Origin of the sequence: Hyphomicrobium sp. 1Nfss2.1 (genome assembly GCF_965243865.1) — a bacterium.
In the GTDB taxonomy this organism is placed as follows: domain Bacteria; phylum Pseudomonadota; class Alphaproteobacteria; order Rhizobiales; family Hyphomicrobiaceae; genus Hyphomicrobium_A.
Window position 1 is genome coordinate 777,682 of record NZ_OZ251603.1, and the last position, 14,511, is coordinate 792,192.

Here is a 14,511-nt window from a genome sequence, read left to right on the forward strand (position 1 = left end):
ATCCCGCGAATCTCGGAATGGTACGCGGGAAAAACGGCGATTTCGGTCCTCATCCCCAGGTGAATTCCCGGGATAAGCACCAAAGGTTTAGCTACACATAGCGAACCAGCACATCGCGTGCCAGTCGTCGCCCTTCAGCGTCTGCTGCAAGCACCTCGGCCAGCGAGCCCGCGGTGATAATGGCACCCCGCGCTTCGGCCGCTTCCAGCGTCTCCGCGACCACCCGGACGATATCGAGAAAACCTATTTGGCGGCTCAAGAACGCCTCGACGGCCACCTCGTTGGCAGCACTCAGGATAGCCGGCGCCGTCCCGCCACGTAGCAGCGCATCGCGGGCAATGGTTAACGCGGGAAACCTCTTCTCGTCCGGCGGCTCGAAGCTGAGCGTGCCCACCGCCGCCAGGTCCAGCCGCTGCGTCGGCGCACTCATGCGCTGCGGCCAGGACAGTGCTAGCGCGATCGGCGTGCGCATGTCCGGAAAAGCCATCTGCGCCAGCACCGACCCGTCCGTATAGCTGACAAGGCAGTGCACGATGGACTGCGGGTGCACCACCGTCCCGAGCTGCTGCGCCGATACCGGAAACAGATGGTAGGCCTCGATCAGCTCCAACCCCTTGTTCATCAGGGTGGCGGAATCGATGGTGATCTTCGCGCCCATCGACCAGTTCGGATGCCGCAGCGCCTGCTCGGGCGTTGCGCGCTCCAGCTCTTCGCTGTTCCAGGTACGGAACGGCCCGCCCGACGCCGTCAGCACGATGCGCTCGATGCTTTCGGGCGCCGCACCCGCCAGCGCCTGCAGCGCCGCCGAGTGCTCAGAATCGACCGGCAGCAGCTCCGCCTTGGCGTCCGCCACCGCCGACATGAACACATCGCCTGCCGAGACGAGGCATTCCTTGTTGGCGAGCGCCACCCGCCGCCCCTGCCGAACCGCCTCGAATGTCGGCTCCAGGCCCGCCGCCCCGACGATCGCCGCCATCACGCAATCAGCTCGTTCCGCAGCCGCCGCCGTGACCGCCTCCGGCCCTGCCGCGGTGCGGATGCCCGTGCCCGACAGCGCCTCACGCAGCTCCTCGTGCTTCGAAGCATCGCCGATCACCGCAAGCCGGGCCCGCGTCCGCCGCGCCGCCGACGCAAGGTCCGCGACGTTGCTCTGCGCGGTGAGAGCCACGATCTCGAAGGCAGCGCTGTTACGTTCCACCAGGTCGAGCGTGCTTTTCCCTATCGAGCCCGTGGCACCCAGGATCGTCAGCGTGCGCGGTCCCGCCACTGGCACCTGCTCCCGGCCGGTGGCTGCTTCTGTCATGCCTTTGCGCCGGGGATGCACGTCAGAATCCGAACAACAATGCGCGCGCCGGCGCATGCGGATCGATAGCAAGCGCCATCAGCCCGCTGACCACTGCAACCGCAACAATGCTGTCCATGCGGTCCATGAAACCACCGTGGCCGGGGATCAGCTCGCTGGCGTCCTTGAGGTGGAAATGGCGTTTGAGGGCCGACTCCGCCAGATCACCCGCCTGGGCAACGAATGCCAGCGCTAGACCTAGCAGCACCAGCCGCACCGCACCTGCCTCGGGCTCGAGCATGGAGAACACGACACCAGAAACCGCCCCCGCGCAAAGTGCACCCATCAGCCCCGCCCATGTCTTGTTGGGCGAGACGGCGGGCCACAACTTCGGCCCACCGATAATTCTTCCGGCCGCATAGGCGGCGATATCCGACGACCACACCACGGCGAAGATGAACAGCACGGCGGTAAACCCGAACGGCTCGTCGCTGCGCATCCACAGCAGCGCCAATGCCGGAAGTCCGACGTAGAACACGCCGAGCGCCGACAGCCGCGCGCCATGTCCGAAGTACAGCGGGATCAGCGTAATCGCCGCCACCAGCAACACTGCAAGGCCCAGCGCCGCGTATCCGGCCCCCGCCAGCACGATCGCCCCAGCCACCGCGATGGCATGGACGAAGAATCCCAGATCGAATGACGCTCCGCGTACCAGCCGCCCCCACTCCCAGCTGATCACCACGGCACAGACAAGCAGGAGGAAGGCGAACGCCATCGGTCCCCAATAGGCGAGGCCAAAGGCGACGGCAGCAAGCACGCTTCCGGAAATCAGCCTCAGCTTCAGGTTGCTCGACAGCCGGGGCATGCTGGCGCTCTCCTCCGGGGCTATCGTATCGTCAGGCATAGACTGCTTCAAACGACCGAGCGCTTGGAACGGCCACCGAAACGCCGCTCACGCGCCCGGTAACGTGCAATCGCTTCCTCGAGCAGCTCGCGTCCGAAATCGGGCCAGAAAGCATCGAGGAACACGAACTCCGTGTAGGCGCACTGCCATAGCAGAAAATTGGAGATCCGCAGCTCCCCGCTCGTTCGCACCAGCAGGTCGGGATCGGGGATACCGGCCGTATCCAGCGCCGCTCCCAGCGTATCGACGTTGATCTCGGACGCCTGCATAGTCCCGGCGAGGACCCGCTCGGCGAGCAGGCGGGCAGCCTTGGCAATCTCTGCCCGCGCCCCGTAGTTGAAGGCAATGATCAGCGTGATCGCCTTGTTGTCACGCGTCAGCTCCACCGCCTCGTCGATCAGCGCCATGAGTTCGGGATCGACATTACCGCGCTCGCCGATGACACGGATCTTCACACCAGCATGGTGCAGCTCGGCCAGGTCACGCCTGATGAAACGCTTCATCAGGCCCATCAGGTCGTCGATCTCATCCGGGGGGCGCGACCAGTTCTCCGACGAGAAGCTGTAAAGCGTCAGGTAGGGGATGCCGAGTTCGATCGCGGCACGCACCGTGCGCCGAACGGCCTCGACACCGTTCCGATGGCCAACCGCCCGCGGCAAGCCGTGTTTGGTAGCCCAACGGCCATTGCCATCCATGATGATGGCGACATGGCGCGGCATCGAAGGATCGCGCGCCGAAAGTGCTGGCTTGGAGTTTGCTTCCGTCACCGGCAATTGGTTTCCAACATCTCGGGGAACCCTAGGATAACGGCAATACCACTTTGATCAAAGCCTTCAAACCTTATGGATCTCAGCTTCCTTGGCCGACAGCGTCTCGTCGATCTCCTTGATCAGCCGGTCCGTCAGCTCCTGCACCTTCGCCGATGACTTATGATGGTCATCCTGGCTGATCTTGCCGTCCTTCTCCAGCTTCTTGAGAAGATCCATGCCCTCGCGACGCACGTTGCGCACTGCGACGCGGCCATGCTCGGCGTACTTGTGGGCCAGCTTGGCGAGCTCGTTGCGCCGATCGGCGGTCAGCGCCGGAATGGGAAGGCGCAGCAGTGTGCCGTCGATGACCGGATTGAGGCCGATGTTCGACTCCCGGATCGCCTTGTCGACCGCCGAGACATTGCTCTTGTCCCAGACCTGCACCGAGATCGTGCGCGGCTCCGGCACCGAGACGGTCGCGACCTGGTTGAGCGGCATGCGCGAGCCATAGACGAGCACCTGGATTGGATCGAGCAGATGCGCGCTGGCGCGCCCCGTGCGCAAACCCGACAGCTCGCGCTTCAGCGCATCGAGCGAAGCGCGCATGCGCTTCTCCAGATCGTTGAGGTCAAAGGAACCGGTCGACATGGGTTTCTCCTTGGGCGGCCGTGTTCGAAGCTATTAGCGGCTCCACTGCCGGCCGATTGGGGTCAAGATTCTTTCCGCAGCGCGCAGTAGCCTCTGCGCCGCCGCTCATTCGATGACGGTTGCCCGCCCGTCGCCGCGCAGGACCTTGAGGAGGTTGCCCGGCTCTTCGATGGAAAAGACAATTACCGGAAGTGCATTGTCGCGAGCAAGCGCGATCGCGGCACCATCCATCACCTTGAGATCACGCGCTAAAACCTCGGCATATCCGAGACGGTCATACCGGATCGCGTTGGGGTTCTTGCGCGGGTCGCAGTCATAGACGCCATCCACCTGGGTCGCCTTCGCAACCGCCTGACAATCCATCTCGATGGCACGCAGCGTCGCGGCCGTGTCCGTGGTGAAGAATGGATTTCCCGTCCCGGCAGCGAAAATCACCACCCGGCCGGCATTCATGTGATGCAGAGCCTTCGGCCGCACATAGCTCTCGCACACCGTCGGCATGGGAATGGCGGACAGCACGCGCGCCTCGACGTTGGCGTTCTTGAGTGCATTCTCTAGAGCCAGCGCGTTCATCACCGTCGCCAGCATGCCCATGTAGTCGGCGGTGGCGCGCTCCATCCCCTTGGCTGCGCCGGCAAGGCCGCGGAAGATATTTCCCCCGCCCACGACGACCGCGATCTCCGCGCCCGCCGTGATCGCTTCTGCGATCTCCCGCGAAAGCCGCTCGCAAACGGCCATATCGATGCCGAACGCGCCCGGTCCCATCAACGCTTCGCCAGAGAGCTTCAGGAGTAGCCGCTTATAGACGAGCGGTTGGCTCCCCGCTCCCCCGGCTGCTGCTTGAGCTGCCATGACTGCCTCCTCGTTATCGCGGCCCAGCCGGTCGCCGTTGCCGGCCGACGATCACACCCCGAGCATTTTCCGACGAAGTGGATGCCGGTTCGTCGTAAGAAAATGCGACCAAACAACCAATCTAAAGCGTCGGCTCCGATCCCATCGGATCGCAAGACGCTTTAGCTAGCGCACCCAGAGCGGATTCGCATAGGGCAGATCCGCACCCAGTCACAAAAGAGCGCGCCCTCGACGAGGACGCGCCCTTGAAAAGTCACGTATAATCAGCTTGCTGTGCCGGCGGCAGCAGCGACTTCAGCAGCGAAGTCGTCTTCCTTCTTCTCGATGCCTTCGCCCAGCGCATAGCGGACGTAGCCGACGAGCTTGATAGGACCGCCGACCTTGCCTTCCGAATCCTTCACTGCCTGAGCCACGCTCTTCGAGGGATCGTGGATATAGGCCTGCTCCAGCAAGCAATTGTCCTTGCCATAGCTCTTCATGCCGGAAGCGACGATCTTCTCGATCACCTGCGGCGGCTTGCCCTGGTTCTTGTCGGCGAGGATCGCCTTCTCACGCTCCAGCGTCTCGACCGGAACGCCCTCGATGTTGAGAGCAACCGGGTTCGTCGCGGCAACGTGCATGGCAATCTGGCGCGCGAGGGTAGCCAGCTCATCGGCGTTCTTGCCGGGCGACTCCAGCGCGACCAGCACGCCGATTTTGCCCAGACCCGGCGCAACCTGGCTATGCACGTAAGAGCCGACGACGCCCTCCGGCACTTCGAGCTTTGCGGTGCGGCGCACGCTCATGTTCTCGCCGATGGTGGCGATCAGCTCTTTTACCTGGTCTTCGACCGTGATCGACTTGCCGGGGAACGTGGCGGCCAGCAGCTCTTCGACGCTGCCGTTGGCTTCCTTGGCGAGCGCGGTGACCTTGGTCACCAGATCCTGGAACTGCTCGTTGCGGGCAACGAAGTCCGTCTCCGAGTTGACCTCGACGACAGCGCCCGACTTGCCGTCGGCAGAGATGCCGATCAGGCCCTCGGCGGCGACGCGGCCAGCCTTCTTGGCAGCCTTGGAGAGACCCTTCTTGCGCAGCCAGTCGATGGCCGCCTCGATGTCGCCCTTCACCTCGGTGAGAGCGGCTTTGCAGTCCATCATGCCGGCGCCGGTCTTCTCGCGCAGCTCTTTGACGAGGTTCGCAGTGATCGTCATTGATCAGCTCATTAGCTTGGCGGGCGCCCATCGCTCAAAGCTTGGCGCCCGCGGGTTGGCACAATGGTGAAGCGGCCGCACATGGCGGCCGTTTCGTCAGGCAGCGGCCGATTCGACCAGCTTCTTAGCCTGCTCGGCCCACTTCTCGGTCGAGATCTGGCCCCTCAGCTTCAGCTTGCGATCGAGCGCACCCGTCTGCTCCGCATCGAGGTCGGCAATCTGCCAGTAGTGGAAGACGCCGGCATCGTTGAGGCGCTGCTCGAGCTTCGGCGAAATGCCGGTGATGCGCTTCAGATCGTCCGGTTCGCCACGCGGAGCCTCGATACCGCGGAACGCAGCCGGCAGTTCCTCGGCCGGAGGCGCTTCCGACGCACCGACGTCGATACCAGCCGACGTCTGGCTGCGCTCCAGGCCGTCGAGAGCGGCGCGGGCGATCAGATCGCAATACAGCGTGATGGCGCGGCCGGCGTCATCGTTGCCAGGAACCGGGAAGTCGATGCCGTCCGGATCGCAGTTGGTGTCGACGATTGCGACGATCGGGATACCGAGCTTCTTGGCTTCCTGGATGGCGATGCTTTCCTTGTTCGTGTCGATCACGAACAGAAGGTCCGGGGTGCCGCCCATGTCCTTGATGCCGCCCAGCGCCTGATTGAGCTTGTCGCGCTCACGCGTCAGGTTGAGGATTTCCTTCTTCGTGCGGCCATGCGGGTCGGCAAGAATGTCGTCGAGCTGGCGCAAGCGGCGGATCGACTGCGAAATCGTCTTCCAGTTCGTCAGCGTGCCACCGAACCAGCGGTGGTTGATGAAGTACTGGGCGCTGCGCTTGGCAGCCTCGGCGATCGAGTCGGAGGCCTGGCGCTTCGTGGCGACGAACAGAACGCGGCCGCCGTGGGCGACGGTATCGGAGATCTTCAGCAGCGCCTGATGCAGCATCGGCGTCGTCTGCGTCAGGTCGATGATGTGAATGTTGTTGCGGGCGCCGTAGATGAAGGGCGCCATCTTGGGGTTCCAGCGGTGCGACTGGTGACCGAAGTGCACGCCAGCTTCCAAAAGCTGACGCATATTGAACGCAGGAAGCGTCATGGGTAGTCCTTTTTCCGGTTGATCCTCCGCGAACCTTAGAAGAGCGCCCCCTTAGCAAGGGAGTGCTCCACCGGAGCGCCGAACGGGGCTTTCAATCCGCTCTGACGACGAAGTCCGCGTGTGAGATGGGCGCGCTTATAGAGTGTACACTCCGAAATGACAAGCTTACCCCCGCGTAGCGTCGGTTAACGCCCGCAGGCCCCGGAAAGTCGCATGAGCAACAAAGTCATAAACGTACGCGCGCTGCAACTTGGTGAGCGCATCGACCTCAAGGGCCTCGAGCGCGAGGACGCCTTCTCGACCACCCCCCTTGCCTTCCGCACCAGCGGCGAAGGTATCGCCGTCCTGTTCAAATCCGGCGCCGCCGTCTTCATCGGCATGAATCCCGTGGACGAGGAGCAGCTGATCCGCGGCCTCGACGACCGCATCATCGCCCCCCTTCAGGAGCGCGAAACCGAAACCCTGCGCCTCGTCGTGAAGCCCGAGGAGGACGGCCTCCTGACGCTCGCCGGTGACTTGCAGATAAAATCCGCTGATCCAGATCGGCTCCTGCTCGTCGCCGAGGCGATGGCAATGACGGTCGCCTTCGCCTACGACGAACGCCGCCTCGCCGCCGCCTTCGAGCGCATCGACGAGGTCGCCCAGTCGTTGAAGCAGCGCCTTTTGCCCCGCGAGCCCCAGGGCTCGCTGCTCGAGCAGATCGGCGAGGCCCTGCTGCTGCAACAGCGGCTTGCCGCCCGCGTCGACCTCGACGACAAGCCCGACGTGTTGTGGGACCATCCCGAGCTGGAGCGCTTCTGGGCCCGCCTCGTCGACGAGTACGACCTACCCCAGCGCGGCCGCGCCATCTCGCGCAAGCTGGAAGTGATCCGCGGCACGGCCGACACCTTGACCGACCTCTTCGCGACGCGCACCTCTCACCGCCTCGAGTGGTACATCATCGCCCTGATCGCCGTTGAGATCGCCCTGAGCCTCTACGACCGCTTCGTGTAGCCCGCGTGGAGGGAGCCCGCCGCGTAAGCGGCAAGGCGCCAAGGGCGCCCGGCGCGAGCGCCGGATTTCAGCCCACAGTGCATCCGTCGCACACAATGCTTCTATAAGCTCGTGTCAGCGAAACTACCTTGAGATATCCGCGCGCTGCTCCTTGGGAGCCGTCTGCTCCCGCCGCGGATTGGGCTCCGGCACACCTGCTGGCTTCTCGTAGCTGCTCGTCGCGGAATTTATCGGCAGGCAACCCTTGAAGCGGCTCGCCGCATCCTGCGAGACGATGGCAATCGCGGTGAAGCCCTGCGCGCTCCACTTCTGCAGCACCGTCAACCGCTCCTCGGGCATGCCGATGCGCGCATTGGTGCCGGCCGTCTCGCCTTCCCATATCTGAATGAAGACGCAGCTTCCGGCCTTCGCCCCACGCCGCGCCGGATAATCGACGATCATCCCGCGCTTCAGGCCCGGTGAGGCCGACATGTCTTCGCTGGCCTTCACGTACTTCGCTACGCCCTTGCCGACGATCTTTCCGTAGTACCGCGACGTCGGATCGGCGACGCAGAAGCTGTTGTCTTTGGCAAGCTTCGTATAGCCCGAGAGCTTGCTCGTATCGAACCCGAATGGACCCGCCACGCGGAAGATGCCCGCCGGGGTGCGCTTGTCACCCTCGACCTTCTGCGGCTCGTCTTTCTTGGCGAGGTAATCGTAGTCTTCCGACCAGCCAACGCCCGCCGCCCCGACGACGGCCTCTTCAGGCGGCCCGGCGCGCAACCACGATGCATCCGCCGGCGAGCGACGCTCGAACGTATGCAGCGTCGCCTTGACCGACGACATATTGGGAACCGTCACGATGATGAGGCGCGTCGCCCGATGCAGCGCCCGCGGACAATACGTGGCGATGGCCTTCCCCGGAGCGACAGTCTGCGTCTGCGGCGAGGAAGATGAGACGGCACCCGCCTGCGAGGAATGCAGCGCGAGCAGCAATGCGGCAGCAATAGCTGGACGAAGCACGATGACGAGCCCTTTGCGCAAATTGTATCGATCAGGTGCTGGGGCTCAGGATACGTTTAGATATCTAACACTTCGACAACGCCGGGCACCGTGAACAGCGCGGCGACCGCATTTGGTGACACATCGAATCGCCCCGGTAGCGGGATCCCAACTTGCTTGTTGAACTCAGGAAGCTCAATACCGAATTGGATCTCCCCCTTGCCCGGCTTCAGTCGCTCCTTGAGCTGAGCAATCACACCGGGAGTCTTCTCGATAACGCGCCGGTCGAGCATCAGCTTGATCCCGCCCTGCACCGCCGCGACGGCTTCGTCGAGCGCCCGGATACTCTCCACACGCAACTTGACCGTATCGCCGTCGCGCTCGGCAGCGACCCCCAGTTGCACCGGCGTCCCCGGCGCCAGAAGGTGACCCGACACCGCGAGCGTATCGGAGAAGATCACCGCCTCGAATTGGCCCGTCGCATCCGAAAACATGGCGAAGGCGAATTTATTGCCCTTCTGCGATCTACGTTCGCGCGCGGAGACGACAATGCCGGCGAGCGAACCATTCGTAGCTCCTCGCTCCGTCATCGCCTCGAACTCGACATAGGGCTTGATACGAAGCTTCTGCAGAGCCTGCTCGTATTGATCCAGCGGATGGCCCGACAGATAGAAGCCCACGGCATCGAACTCGTGCGAGAGCTTGTCCATCGGCGTCCAGCCCATGGCCGGGCGCAATTGCAGCGCCGGCCCCGATTTGGCACCACCACCGCCGCCTCCCAGCGAGAAGAAATCCGCCTGCCCGTCGGACCTCTCCTGTTCCATCCGCTGCGCCAGCTCGAGGATCTGATCGACGTTGGCCGCAACGAGTGCGCGGTTCGGCTCCAGCGCGTCGAACGCGCCCGCAGCCGCCAGCGTTTCGATGCCGCGCTTGTTCAACGCTTTTGGATTTAGCCGCGCGGCGAAGTCGGCAAGAGAGGCAAACTTCCCGCTTTTCTTGCGGTCGTCGACGATCGTAGCAACCGCCGTCGCGCCGATGTTCTTCAACGCTGCCAGCGAATAGCGGATCGCCCCGAGCTTGCCTTCCTCCTTCGATGCCTCGGCAAGGAAGTCCACCTCCGAAGCGTTGACGCACGGTGGCTGCACGGTGATGCCGCTGCGCCGCGCCTCGGCCGCGAACATCGCGAGCTTGTCGGTGTTCGACATGTCGAGTGTCATCGACGCGGCCAAGAACTCCTCGCGGAAGTTCGCCTTCATGTAGGCCGTGTGATAGCTGACGAGCGCATAGGCGGCCGCGTGCGATTTGTTGAAGCCGTAGCCCGCGAACTTGTCGACCAGCTCGAAAATCTCCGCGGCCTTCGCCTTGGCGACGCCGCGCTCCATCGCACCTTCGACGAACTTGGCCTGATGGCGCGCCATCTCGGCCTTGTCCTTCTTACCCATCGCGCGGCGCAGAAGGTCGGCGGTGCCGAGCGAATATCCGCCCATCACCTGCGCAATTTGAATGACCTGCTCCTGGTAGATGATGACGCCGTAGGTCTCCTTCAGAATCCCTTCCAGCATGCCATGGAGATAGTCGACCGGCTCTTCCCCGTGTTTGCGGTTGATGTACGTGGGGATGTTGTCCATCGGGCCCGGGCGATAGAGCGCCACCATGGCGATGATGTCCTCGAAGCGGTCAGGCTTCAGCCGCTTCAAGCTCTCGCGCATGCCCGTGCTTTCGAGCTGGAACACACCGACCGTGTCGGCCTTCGCGAGCAGCTCGTAAGATTTCTTGTCGTCGAGCGGCAGCTTGGTCAGATCGAGATCGATGCCCCGCCCGCGCTTCACCAGCTCCACCGCCTTCTTCAGCACGGTGAGAGTCTTGAGGCCCAGGAAGTCGAACTTCACGAGGCCGGCCGCCTCGACCAGCTTCCAGTTGAACTGCGTGACGGGCGAGTTGGTCTTCGCGTCTCGCGTCACCGGCACCAGCTCGACCAGCGGCCGATCGCCGATCACCATGCCGGCAGCGTGCGTCGACGCGTGGCGGTAAAGTCCTTCCAGCGTCTTTGATATCTCGACGAGGCGCGCAACCATCGGATCGCGCGCGATCTCTTCCTGCAGTTTCGGCTCGCTCTCGATCGCTTCGGGCAGCGTCACCGGATTGGCCGGGTTGTTCGGCACCAGCTTGCACAGCCGGTCCACCTGCCCGTACGGCATCTGCAGCACGCGGCCCACGTCGCGCAGCACCGCACGCGCCTGCAACTTTCCGTGCGTGATGATCTGCGCAACCCGGTCGTGCCCGTACTTGCCCTGCACGTAGCGGATCACCTCGTCGCGGCGATCCTGGCAGAAGTCGATGTCGAAGTCCGGCATCGACACGCGTTCCGGATTGAGGAAGCGCTCGAACAGCAGCCCGAACCGCAACGGGTCGAGGTCGGTAATCGTCAGTGTCCAGGCAACCAGCGAGCCCGCACCCGAGCCGCGGCCGGGCCCCACCGGCACGCCCTGCGACTTCGCCCACTTGATGAAGTCCGACACGATCAGGAAGTAGCCGGGGAACTTCATTCCCTCGATCACATCGAGCTCGTAGGCGAGCCGCTTGTCATAGTCTTCGCGCGTGAAGCCTTCCGCCAGCGGCGCGACGGCAAGGCGCGCATCGAGGCCCGCCGCCGCCTGCCGGCGCAACTCCTGCGCTTCGAGCTTTGCGACCTCTTCCGGCGTCAGATCTCTGTCGGCTGCCACGAACCGCGGCAGGATCGGCTTCTTTCCGCGCGGCCGGAAGGCGCAGCGCTTCGCGATCTCGATAGTGTTGTCGAGCGCCTCGGGAAGGTCGGCGAAGACCTCCACCATCTGCTCCGCGCTCTTGAAGTCGTGCTCGGGCGTCACCCGCCGCCGGTTGTCCTCGACGACATAACGCCCTTCGGCGATGCATAGCAGCGCATCGTGCGCCTCATAGTCAGCGGGGGAAGCAAAGTAGGCTTCGTTGGTTGCAACAATCGGGATGTGCTTGGCATACGCGAACTGCAGCAGCTGCGGCTCGACGTCGTGCTCGCTCTTGAGGCCATGGCGCTGGATCTCGACATAGAGCCGATCGCCGAACAGCGACTTGAGCAGATCGAGCCGGCCTTCCGCCAATCCGTGCTGGCCGTCGCGTAAGGCCCGGTCGATCGGTCCATCCGGGCCGCCCGTCAGCACGATCAGTCCATCGGTATGCTGCTTGAGGATCTCCGCGGTCGTGTACGCCGCTTCGACGTCGGGCGATTCCAGATGCGCGCGCGAGACGAGCTTCAGTAGGTTGGCGTATCCCGCCTCATTCATCGCCATCAGAGCGATGTTGCCGTCGCCGGGCCCCTGCGCGATTGGCGCGCCGCGCTCGGTCGCATCGTGCCGCCGATCCTGGAAGTCGATCGTCAGGCTGACACCGACAATCGGCTGGATGCCCGCGCCCGCCAGCTTGTCGGAAAATTCGAGCGCACCGTAGAGGTTGTTCGTGTCGGTGAGGCCTAGCGCCGGGAAGTTGAGCTTCTCCGCCAGCTTCGCCAGCTTGCCGATGGGCAGCGCGCCCTCTAGCAGCGAATAGGCGGAATGCACCTTGAGGTGCACGAAGCGCGGCTGCGCCGGCCCGGCGGGCTGACCATCGTTCGGCATACGACTCGGAGCGTTCATGCCACCAGATTTAGGACATTACTCCGCGCCGCCCAAGCGCTCTCATCCCCTCTCCCCATCACACTGCACTCCGCGTGGGGCTGTCGGTTCACCGCAGCGAGGACGGCTCCAACTCCACCAGCAGGCCGTCGCTGAGGGTGATGACACGATCCATGCGCCGGGCAATTTCGAGATTGTGCGTGGCGATCAGCGCCGCCACCCCGGTCGTGCGGATGAGATGCACCAGCGCGTCGAACACATGCTCGGCCGTATGCGGATCGAGGTTGCCGGTCGGCTCGTCGGCCAGCAACAGCCGCGGCTCGTTGGCCAGCGCGCGCGCGATTGCCGTACGTTGCTGCTCGCCGCCCGACAGCTCGGCGGGTCGATGCTCGACACGCTCGCCGAGCCCCAGCGACGTCAAAAGCTGCCTTGCCCGCTCCGCCGCCACCTTGCGATTGCGGCCTAGGATCAACTGCGGAATGACCACGTTCTCCAGTGCCGTGAACTCGGGCAGCAGCTGGTGAAACTGATAGACGAAGCCCATTTTCGCCCGCCGCACACGCGTGCGATCGGCATCGTTCATACGCGAGCAGTCGCGTCCCTGAATGTAGACGTGCCCTTCATCGGGCGTCTCGAGCAGACCCGCGATGTGCAGCAACGTCGACTTGCCCGCACCCGACGGGCCGACCAGCGCTACCGCCTGCCCGGGATAGATGTCCGCGCTCGCCCCGTTCAGAACCGCGATGCGCCGCTCGCCCTGGTGAAACACCCGCACCAGCTTGTCGAGCCGCAACACCGGCTGCGCGGCGGCAGTCTGCTGCCCGTTGTCTCGCAAGGCTTGCAGCTCCTCAACCAGTGCGGTCATGCGACGGTCGCTCATTCGTAGCGCAGCGCCTCTACAGGATCGAGAGTTGACGCCCGCCACGACGGATAGAGCGTGGCGAAGATGGATAGTGCCAGCGCCATCAGCACGATGGAAACCGTCTCGCGAGGCTCCATATCGGCAGGCAGGCGCGTCAGATAGTAGACACTGGGATCGAACAGCGTCGTGTTCGTCATCCACGACACCAGCTCGCGGATGCTCTCGATATTGAGACAGAAGACGATGCCGAGGACCAGCCCGGCAAGCGTCCCGACAATGCCGATCGAGGCGCCCGTGATGAGAAACACGCGCATGATGGCACCCCGGCTCGCCCCCATGGTTCTGAGGATGGCGACGTCACGGCCTTTGTCCTTCACCAGCATCATCAGGCCGGATATGATGTTGAGCGCCGCAACCAGCACGATCAGCGACAGGATGATGAACATCACGTTGCGCTCGACCTCGAGCACCGTAAAGAACGTCTCGTTGCGCGCCCGCCAGTCTGACACGTGATTGACCGGCCCGACCACGCGCTTTACCTCGCGCAGGTAAGTGTCGATGTCGTTGGGGTGATCGACCACCACCTCGATCGCGTCCACTTCGGGTCCGCGTGAGAAATACCGCTGCGCCTCGGTGAGCGGCATGAACACCATGGTGCGGTCGTATTCCGCCATTCCCATCTCGAACAGCGCAGCAATTCTGTACGGCTTCGTACGCGGTGCCGTTCCGAACGGCGTCGTCGCGCCGCGTGGCGAGACCAGCGTGATTGTATCGCCGACATTCACGCGCAGCATGTTGGCGAGCCGCGTGCCGATGGCGATTCCGCTTCCCTCGCCGAACCCGTCGAGCGACCCGAAACGGATGTTGTCCGCCACGAGCGGTAGCGAGCGCATACCTTCCTCGCTCATGCCGCGCACCAGCGCGCCCGTCGCCTGCACCGCCGATGAGACCATCACCTGGCCTTCGATCAGCGGCATCGCCGCTTTGACGCCCGTCAGCTCTTTGATGCGCTTGGCGACTTCATCGTAGTCGTCGAACGAGCCGCCGATCTTGTTGACGATGATGTGCCCGTTGAGGCCGAGAATCTTCGAAAACAGCTCATTGCGGAAACCGTTCATCACCGCCATGACGATGATGAGCGTGGCAACGCCCAGCATGATGCCGGTGAACGAGAACCCGGCGATGACGGAAATAAAGCCTTCCTTCCGCCGCGCCCTCAGGTAGCGCAGCGCCAGCATCCACTCGAACAGCGCGAACGGCTTGGTATCGGAAGCGGCCGCCGTCATCCCCCACGTACTCCCTCGATCGCCTTTGCCGGGCACAGCTACCCCGGCATTCGGG

The 14,511-nt window shown here is 63.8% G+C and carries 12 protein-coding genes; 1 reads left to right on the forward strand and 11 read right to left on the reverse strand.

Annotated features, from left to right (window positions below; all coding sequences use genetic code 11):
* Positions 1–91: 91 nt before the first annotated feature.
* The 7 genes from ACP15D_RS03780 to ACP15D_RS03810 all read right to left on the reverse strand — a co-directional run bounded on the left by ACP15D_RS03780 (position 92) and on the right by ACP15D_RS03810 (position 6,708).
* Complete coding sequence (locus ACP15D_RS03780) at positions 92–1,303, reverse strand: 1-deoxy-D-xylulose-5-phosphate reductoisomerase (protein ID WP_424959166.1); 1,212 nt, start codon at positions 1,301–1,303, stop codon at positions 92–94.
* A 22-nt stretch (positions 1,304–1,325) separates the two neighbouring features.
* Complete coding sequence (locus tag ACP15D_RS03785) at positions 1,326–2,186, reverse strand: phosphatidate cytidylyltransferase (RefSeq protein ID WP_424956231.1); 861 nt, start codon at positions 2,184–2,186, stop codon at positions 1,326–1,328.
* An 8-nt stretch (positions 2,187–2,194) separates the two neighbouring features.
* The gene (locus tag ACP15D_RS03790; protein WP_424956232.1) at positions 2,195–2,953 is read right to left on the reverse strand and encodes an isoprenyl transferase; all 759 of its coding nucleotides are present in this window, start codon (positions 2,951–2,953) and stop codon (positions 2,195–2,197) included.
* Positions 2,954–3,019: 66 nt separating this feature from the next.
* The gene (gene frr, locus ACP15D_RS03795) at positions 3,020–3,583 is read right to left on the reverse strand and encodes a ribosome recycling factor (protein WP_424956233.1); all 564 of its coding nucleotides are present in this window, start codon (positions 3,581–3,583) and stop codon (positions 3,020–3,022) included.
* A gap of 105 nt (positions 3,584–3,688) precedes the next feature.
* On the reverse strand, positions 3,689–4,435 hold the full coding sequence (pyrH, locus tag ACP15D_RS03800) for a UMP kinase (protein WP_424956234.1): 747 nt from the start codon (positions 4,433–4,435) through the stop codon (positions 3,689–3,691).
* A gap of 263 nt (positions 4,436–4,698) precedes the next feature.
* Positions 4,699–5,625, reverse strand: a complete 927-nt coding sequence (gene tsf / locus ACP15D_RS03805; RefSeq protein ID WP_424956235.1) for a translation elongation factor Ts — start codon at positions 5,623–5,625, stop codon at positions 4,699–4,701.
* 96 nt (positions 5,626–5,721) lie between these two features.
* Entirely contained in the window at positions 5,722–6,708 is a 987-nt protein-coding gene (locus ACP15D_RS03810; RefSeq protein ID WP_424956236.1) for a 30S ribosomal protein S2, read from the reverse strand.
* Between the two features lie 213 nt (positions 6,709–6,921).
* Between ACP15D_RS03810 and ACP15D_RS03815 the strand changes: the two genes are divergently transcribed.
* Positions 6,922–7,701 (forward strand): RMD1 family protein, encoded by a 780-nt coding sequence (locus tag ACP15D_RS03815; RefSeq protein WP_424956237.1) that lies wholly within the window; start codon positions 6,922–6,924, stop codon positions 7,699–7,701.
* Positions 7,702–7,824: 123 nt separating this feature from the next.
* On the opposite strand, the gene ACP15D_RS03820 is transcribed toward ACP15D_RS03815, so the two are convergent.
* The 4 genes from ACP15D_RS03820 to ACP15D_RS03835 form a co-directional block, all read right to left on the reverse strand.
* Positions 7,825–8,724, reverse strand: coding sequence for a hypothetical protein (locus ACP15D_RS03820; protein WP_424956238.1), 900 nt, complete (start codon positions 8,722–8,724; stop codon positions 7,825–7,827).
* A gap of 35 nt (positions 8,725–8,759) precedes the next feature.
* Positions 8,760–12,329, reverse strand: coding sequence for a DNA polymerase III subunit alpha (dnaE, locus tag ACP15D_RS03825; RefSeq protein WP_424956239.1), 3,570 nt, complete (start codon positions 12,327–12,329; stop codon positions 8,760–8,762).
* A gap of 88 nt (positions 12,330–12,417) precedes the next feature.
* Complete coding sequence (locus tag ACP15D_RS03830; protein WP_424956240.1) at positions 12,418–13,173, reverse strand: ABC transporter ATP-binding protein; 756 nt, start codon at positions 13,171–13,173, stop codon at positions 12,418–12,420.
* 11 nt (positions 13,174–13,184) lie between these two features.
* On the reverse strand, positions 13,185–14,456 hold the full coding sequence (locus ACP15D_RS03835; RefSeq protein WP_424956241.1) for a lipoprotein-releasing ABC transporter permease subunit: 1,272 nt from the start codon (positions 14,454–14,456) through the stop codon (positions 13,185–13,187).
* Positions 14,457–14,511 lie beyond the last annotated feature (55 nt).

Bases quoted from the DNA above. Each gene is read 5' to 3' on its own strand.
- ACP15D_RS03780 (WP_424959166.1), bottom strand. From the start codon at position 1,303: ATGACAGAAGCAGCCACCGGCCGGGAGCAGGTGCCAGTGGCGGGACCG.
- ACP15D_RS03785 (WP_424956231.1), bottom strand. From the start codon at position 2,186: ATGCCTGACGATACGATAGCCCCGGAGGAGAGCGCCAGCATGCCCCGG.
- frr (WP_424956233.1), bottom strand. From the start codon at position 3,583: ATGTCGACCGGTTCCTTTGACCTCAACGATCTGGAGAAGCGCATGCGC.
- pyrH (WP_424956234.1), bottom strand. From the start codon at position 4,435: ATGGCAGCTCAAGCAGCAGCCGGGGGAGCGGGGAGCCAACCGCTCGTC.
- tsf (WP_424956235.1), bottom strand. From the start codon at position 5,625: ATGACGATCACTGCGAACCTCGTCAAAGAGCTGCGCGAGAAGACCGGC.
- ACP15D_RS03810 (WP_424956236.1), bottom strand. From the start codon at position 6,708: ATGACGCTTCCTGCGTTCAATATGCGTCAGCTTTTGGAAGCTGGCGTG.
- ACP15D_RS03815 (WP_424956237.1), top strand. From the start codon at position 6,922: ATGAGCAACAAAGTCATAAACGTACGCGCGCTGCAACTTGGTGAGCGC.
- dnaE (WP_424956239.1), bottom strand. From the start codon at position 12,329: ATGAACGCTCCGAGTCGTATGCCGAACGATGGTCAGCCCGCCGGGCCG.
- ACP15D_RS03830 (WP_424956240.1), bottom strand. From the start codon at position 13,173: ATGACCGCACTGGTTGAGGAGCTGCAAGCCTTGCGAGACAACGGGCAG.
- ACP15D_RS03835 (WP_424956241.1), bottom strand. From the start codon at position 14,456: ATGACGGCGGCCGCTTCCGATACCAAGCCGTTCGCGCTGTTCGAGTGG.